Origin of the sequence: Algoriphagus aquimarinus (assembly GCF_007997215.1) — a bacterium.
Taxonomy (GTDB): Bacteria; Bacteroidota; Bacteroidia; order Cytophagales; family Cyclobacteriaceae; genus Algoriphagus; species Algoriphagus aquimarinus_A.
The window spans coordinates 103,707-109,706 of sequence record NZ_VORW01000014.1 but is presented as its reverse complement, the minus strand read 5'-3'; the positions used below and the strand labels follow the sequence as shown (position 1 = coordinate 109,706).

The following is a 6,000-nucleotide window of genomic DNA, read 5'->3' as shown; positions in this document are numbered from 1 at the left end:
AGGATGCTAAAATACGAGCTGCGGCTAGCGAACAACTCAAATGGGTAATCGATCGAGCGTATGATTTAAATGCTCAGGTGCTTTGTGGGCCATACCATTCTGGATTCACTGTTTTTGCATCACGAGAACCTATAGAAGAGGAATACAATTGGTCAGCTGAATACCTAAATGCTATGGGTGATTATGCCCAGCAAGCTGGTGTATTGTTGACCCCTGAGGCATTGAATAGATTCGAATGCTATCTCTGCAATACCATGGAGCAGCTTTCCTATTTGCTCAAAAAGGTAGATCACCCGAATGTACAAGCGATGTTTGATACACATCATGCGAATATTGAGGAGAAAAAACTGGGGGATGCCATCAAGTTTATCGCACCTCAGTTAGGGCATTTCCATATTTCGGAGAATGATCGCGGCACGCCAGGTTCAGGTCATGTGAACTTTGACGAGACGTTTAAAGCGCTGGCTGATGTGAAATATAAAGGGTGGCTGACCATCGAAGGATTCACCAGAAACGATCCTGCTTTTGCGAATTCCATCGGTGTGTGGAGGAATTTCTCTGAGCCTTGGGAAATGGCTGAAAAAGGCTATGAGTTGATTAAAGGGATGGGAGAGAAGTACGGGATGTAGGGGCTAGTTTTAAAAACGGTAATGTGTTCCAAAACACCAACTATGTTTGACCACATAACTAATACTATCAATATAAAAATCTAGTCCTCAAGATTCATCGTGAACTCTGTTAGTTTCCCTGCTTCTGCCAAAACAACTTCGGCTGACTCGAAAAGTTGATTTGTTGCTATATTCTCTCCGATTAGGCTAATCACATGGTATCCTGGTGGCACACCTTGAAAGAAGTAAATTTTTCTTTTGACATCTAAACTTCCCATGTTGTTTAGTTTTATTTTCAGGTTTTTGTAATCAGAAATATTGGAAAGAGTTACTTTGATGCTACCAGGAATGGTTGTTTCGATTTTGTTATTTATAGATTTTTGAAGTTCGGCCATATTGGTTTGAAATTCTAGCGCCCAAGCGCTTGTTTCTTCCTTGACAATCTCTTTTATCATTATAATAAAATCTGCCAACATGCTCAATAGTTCTTTAGCCTCCTCCTCAGGGATTACAGCCAAATTTTTACCATAAGTTTCAATTTTCCATCTTAGCTCAAACTCCTTTATTTTTTTGGTGATTTCCATTTCTGTTGTGATGTACCTTATCCAACCAGATGAAAATCCAAAGAATTTATCAAGTAGCAATAATGTTCCTGCAAAGGCAATTGCTATATATCCTAAGTTTAATATTGTAGTTTCTCCTTTGTTTTCTAAGATTAGGGCATTGATCAACGGGATGATTCCACCCAACCCAAAAAGAATAATGGAAGTTAGGCGGATACCTCTTGAGTATTTACGCTTGGCCTTGATATTAACTTTGTACCAGTTTGAAGCATTGTTCGCTTCTTGGATAGTATTAATGAAGGTCTCTTCTATTGTTTCCATAAAAATTTGATTTCTTCATAATGAATTACCCTGCCTTATAAGTTTGTTTGTTAATGATGCTTCCCCCGTTGTTATATAATAATTTGAGTCCTAATAAAACAAAGCATTTTTCCTCATAAATAAACATTACGATTCGGGGCATATTAGAGGTATCTACCTACAAATCAATTGATTGACGGTTTTCTTCGAAAAGGATAATGATTAAAAAAGTAGCTTAAATTATCACTTTTCAGTAGAAAGATTAAAAAGAAAATCTCTGCAAGAAATTAAATTTTCATAAAGAGACCTTTCCTTTATTAATCCTATTTAAGTGAATATAAGTCAATTAGACAAGAGATGCAATTAAATTCAATCCTGCTTTTGCCAACTCCATCGGTGTTTGGCGCAACTTCTCCGAGCCTTGGGATATGGCTGAAAAAGGCTATGAGCTGATTCGAGAAAAACTTGTGAAGTATAGCCGCTAGTCCGACTTATTTTCTGTTTACCAGATTCCGAATTGCTTGAAATGGTGTGCGAAGTGCTTCGGGTGAAAACGCTCCCACTCTGAATAAGCTAGCATTCCAAATCTCGGATGGACAGTAGTAGCATTTGTGTCTGACTCAAAGAATTCATTATAGGCAGTTATGCTGTCTATGAGTTGCTGCTTGGCCTCGTCTAAGTTCGTACTTCGTAAGGGCATCAGATCTCCAGCATTCATACCTGGAGCAACTACTCCGCGGGGGAAATCCATATCTGAGTCCAGAAGCGCTCTTTTCTGAAATTTTTGCTTTTCACTTGGTTCAAACTCCGGGATTTTGATTCTGTTATATGCTATTTTAACAGTGACGGTTAAGTGCTCTACCATGTGTTGAGGAGTCATTATTCCAAATTGTGCTGGAGTATCAGCTTTTAGATTTTTCAGCTTTTTCTCAATTGTCTTACTTTCCATAGTTGGGTTCTTTAGGTTTTAAGGTACACAAAAAAAGCGCTTGATTTCTCAAGCGCTTTTGGTGATTAGGGAACTTTAAATCTTAGCTGCCACACATTTCGCAATTATCTGGATCATCCAGTGAGCATGCAATAGCATCTTGTTTCTGTGATTTTACTTCTACTATTTCTTGCTGAGCTTTTTCTATTTTCGGCTCAAATCCTGTCTTGTCCAAAGTGAATTTGATAGCACCTACAGCTGCTTGAGATCTCAAGTAGTACATGCCTGTTTTTAATCCTTTTTTCCAAGCATAGAAGTGCATAGATGTCAACTTACCGAAATTAGGGTCCTGCATGAAGATGTTCATACTTTGAGACTGACAGATGTAAGCTCCACGATCGGCAGACATATCGATGATGATTTTCTGCGAAATCTCCCAAACAGTTTTGTAGATGTCTTTGATGTGCTGAGGAATTCCTGGTACATCTTGCACGGAACCATTGGTAGAAATCAATCTATTTCTCATGGTGTCATCCCAAAGACCAAGTGCGATCAAGTCTTTCATCAAATGCTTATTCACAATAATGAACTCGCCTGAAAGGGTTCTTCTAGTATAGATATTAGAAGTGTAAGGCTCAAAGCACTCATTGTTACCCAAGATCTGAGAAGTAGAGGCAGTAGGCATTGGAGCCATCAAAAGAGAGTTTCTCATGCCGTACTTCTTCACTTTCTCTTTTACCTCGGTCCAGTTCCATCTGTTAGACTTTGGAGTCACCCCCCAAAGGTCAAACTGCAACTCACCTTTAGATGCTGGAGAACCTTCATAAGTCTCGTAGGTGCCCTGAACTTTAGCCAGTTCCATGGAAGTTTCCACTGCTGCAAAGTACATGGTTTCAAAAATATCTTCATTCAAGCCTTTTGCTTCTGGAGAATCAAACGGCATACGAAGCAGAATAAATGCGTCTGCAAGTCCTTGAATTCCCAAACCGATTGGGCGGTGACGGAAGTTTGATTTGCGTGCCTCTTCTACTGGGTAGTAGTTTACATCAATCACCTTGTTCAGGTTCTTGGTAGCTACTTTGGTAATTTCATATAGTTTCTGATGGTCAAAGAATAATTTTCCATCAGGGCCTGCAGTTACAAATTTTGGAAGTGCAATAGAGGCCAAGTTACAAACAGCTACTTCATCAGGAGCAGTGTATTCGATGATCTCAGTACAAAGGTTAGAAGACTTGATGGTACCCAAATTCTTCTGGTTAGACTTGCTGTTTGCTGCATCTTTATAAAGCATGTAAGGAGTACCTGTCTCGATTTGAGATTCTAGTACTTCAAACCAAAGCTCTTGAGCTTTGATCGTCTCACGAGCTTTGCCTTCTCTCTCGTATTTTTCATATAGTCTTTCGAACTCTTCTCCGTGGCAATCAGAAAGTCCAGGAGCCTCGTGAGGACAGAATAGTGACCACTCTAAGTTTTGTTCCACACGCTTCATGAAAAGATCTGGAATCCAAAGTGCATAGAACAAATCTCTTGCTCTCATTTCTTCCTTACCATGATTTCTCTTTAGCTCCAAGAAATCTTTGATGTCCGCATGCCAAGGTTCTAGGTAGATCGCAAAGCTTCCTTTTCTTTTTCCTCCACCCTGATCTACATAGCGAGCAGTCATGTCAAAGTTTCTAAGCATTGGGACAATACCATTGGAAACTCCGTTTGTGCCTTTGATGTAGGAGCCTTTGGCTCTTACGTGGTGAATAGAAAGACCGATGCCTCCAGCAGATTGGGAGATCTTAGCACATTGCTTCAGGGTGTCGTAGATTCCGTCAATACTATCATCCTTCATCGTTAGCAAGAAGCAAGATGAAAGCTGAGGTTTAGGCGTGCCAGCATTGAAAAGGGTAGGAGTAGCATGTGTAAACCACTTTTCAGAAAGTAGGTTGTATGTTTCAATCACTGACTCCATGTCCTCTTTGTGGATCCCAACAGCCACTCTCATCAACATGTGTTGAGGACGTTCTACTACTTTTCCATTCAGGCGGATCAAGTAACTTCTCTCCAAAGTCTTGAATCCAAAATAATCATACCCAAAATCCCTTTTGTAATCAACGGCTGCATCTAGTTTAGCTGCGTTCTTTTTGATGATGCCATATACTTCCGGATCTAACAAAGCTGCATTTTCATCAGTCTTAGGATTTACATGAGTATATAGTCTTTTCATCGTATTTGAAAAAGACTGGCTAGTAGTTTTGTGAAGGTTAGAAATAGCTATTCTAGCAGCCAAGATTGCATAATCTGGGTGCTTTACAGTTAGGGAAGCACAAACTTCCGCTGCCAGATTGTCCAACTCAGTAGTTGATACGCCATCATACAAACCATCGATTACCTTTTTGGCAACATCGATAGGCTGGATGAATCTTGGATCCAACTCATAGCAAAGGTTTTCAATCCTGGTTGTGATTTTATCGAATCGTACTGATTCTCGCCTTCCGTCTCTTTTTAATACTAGCATTTCATTGGGATTTTTGGTTGATGGAAAAAGGGTTAATTAGAAATCCTCACCAATGGAGAATCTTGGTGAATCGTCAGAACCCTCGGTAGTTTTCATTACTCCAGCTTTTTGGTAATCACCTACTCTTTTTTCGAAGAAGTTGGTTTTTCCCTGAAGTGAAATCATATCCATGAAATCAAAAGGATTCGTACTGTTCCATATTTTATCACATTCTAATTCGTCTAGCAGTCTATCTGCGACAAACTCGATGTACTGACACATAAGATCAGAATTCATCCCGATAAGTCTAACAGGTAGCGCGTCGGTCACAAATTCTTTTTCTATTTCTACAGCATCTCTGATGATTTCTCTTACCGTTTCTTTTGGCAGTTGATTGTTCAGGTGCTGAGTATAAAGGTGACAGGCAAAGTCGCAGTGCAGCCCTTCGTCACGAGAGATTAATTCATTGGAGAAAGTAAGGCCTGGCATCAAGCCTCTTTTCTTCAGCCAGAAAATAGAGCAAAATGAACCTGAGAAAAAGATCCCTTCCACTGCTGCAAAAGCGATCAAACGCTCTTGGAAGTTTCCATTGTCAATCCATCTCAAAGCCCAGTCAGCTTTTTTCTTTACGCAGTCAATATGTTCTATAGCGTTAAGCAGTTTATCACGTTCTCCTGCATCTTTAATGTAAGTATCGATAAGTAAGCTATACGTTTCAGAGTGGATATTTTCCATTGCGATCTGGAAGCCATAGAAAAATTTAGCCTCTGTATATTGAACTTCAGATACGAAGTGTTCTGCTAAATTCTCATTTACAATTCCATCACTGGCAGCAAAAAATGCAAGAACGTGAGAGATAAAGTGACGCTCGCCATCATTCAATGCCTTCCAGTCCACCATATCTTGACCTAAGTCAATCTCTTCAGCTGTCCAAAAGCTAGCTTCTGCTTTCTTATAATACTGCCAAATGTCATTGTGTTGGATAGGGAATAGCACAAAGCGATTCTTATTCTCTTCTAATATTGGTTCGTACTGCATTGCCATTTGATTTTTTTAAGCGTAATAAATTTGCTCTTAATATAGTTTCTGTCGGTCCGGTGATAGGAAAAGCTGCCTTTT

5 protein-coding genes are annotated in these 6,000 nt (G+C 39.7%); 1 reads left to right on the top strand and 4 read right to left on the bottom strand.

Going from position 1 to position 6,000, the window contains the following annotated elements; translation table 11 throughout:
* Positions 1-629 (top strand): sugar phosphate isomerase/epimerase family protein (locus tag ESV85_RS16635; RefSeq protein ID WP_146919573.1); only part of this gene is annotated, 629 nt, incomplete at its 5' end.
* Positions 630-709: 80 nt separating this feature from the next.
* On the opposite strand, the gene ESV85_RS16630 is transcribed toward ESV85_RS16635, so the two are convergent.
* From ESV85_RS16630 to ESV85_RS16610, 4 genes are all read right to left on the bottom strand, one after another.
* On the bottom strand, positions 710-1,492 hold the full coding sequence (locus tag ESV85_RS16630; RefSeq protein ID WP_146919572.1) for an SLATT domain-containing protein: 783 nt from the start codon (positions 1,490-1,492) through the stop codon (positions 710-712).
* Positions 1,493-1,973: 481 nt separating this feature from the next.
* Complete coding sequence (locus ESV85_RS16620; protein ID WP_146919570.1) at positions 1,974-2,420, bottom strand: DUF1569 domain-containing protein; 447 nt, start codon at positions 2,418-2,420, stop codon at positions 1,974-1,976.
* Between the two features lie 82 nt (positions 2,421-2,502).
* Positions 2,503-4,902, bottom strand: a complete 2,400-nt coding sequence (locus ESV85_RS16615; RefSeq protein ID WP_146919568.1) for a ribonucleoside-diphosphate reductase subunit alpha — start codon at positions 4,900-4,902, stop codon at positions 2,503-2,505.
* A gap of 36 nt (positions 4,903-4,938) precedes the next feature.
* Positions 4,939-5,919, bottom strand: a complete 981-nt coding sequence (locus ESV85_RS16610) for a ribonucleotide-diphosphate reductase subunit beta (RefSeq protein WP_146919566.1) — start codon at positions 5,917-5,919, stop codon at positions 4,939-4,941.
* Positions 5,920-6,000 lie beyond the last annotated feature (81 nt).

What these genes read in the sequence shown, in the direction of transcription:
- ESV85_RS16615 (WP_146919568.1), bottom strand. Translation starts at nt 4,902, where the DNA reads ATGCTAGTATTAAAAAGAGACGGAAGGCGAGAATCAGTACGATTCGAT.
- ESV85_RS16630 (WP_146919572.1), bottom strand. Translation starts at nt 1,492, where the DNA reads ATGGAAACAATAGAAGAGACCTTCATTAATACTATCCAAGAAGCGAAC.
- ESV85_RS16620 (WP_146919570.1), bottom strand. Translation starts at nt 2,420, where the DNA reads ATGGAAAGTAAGACAATTGAGAAAAAGCTGAAAAATCTAAAAGCTGAT.
- ESV85_RS16610 (WP_146919566.1), bottom strand. Translation starts at nt 5,919, where the DNA reads ATGCAGTACGAACCAATATTAGAAGAGAATAAGAATCGCTTTGTGCTA.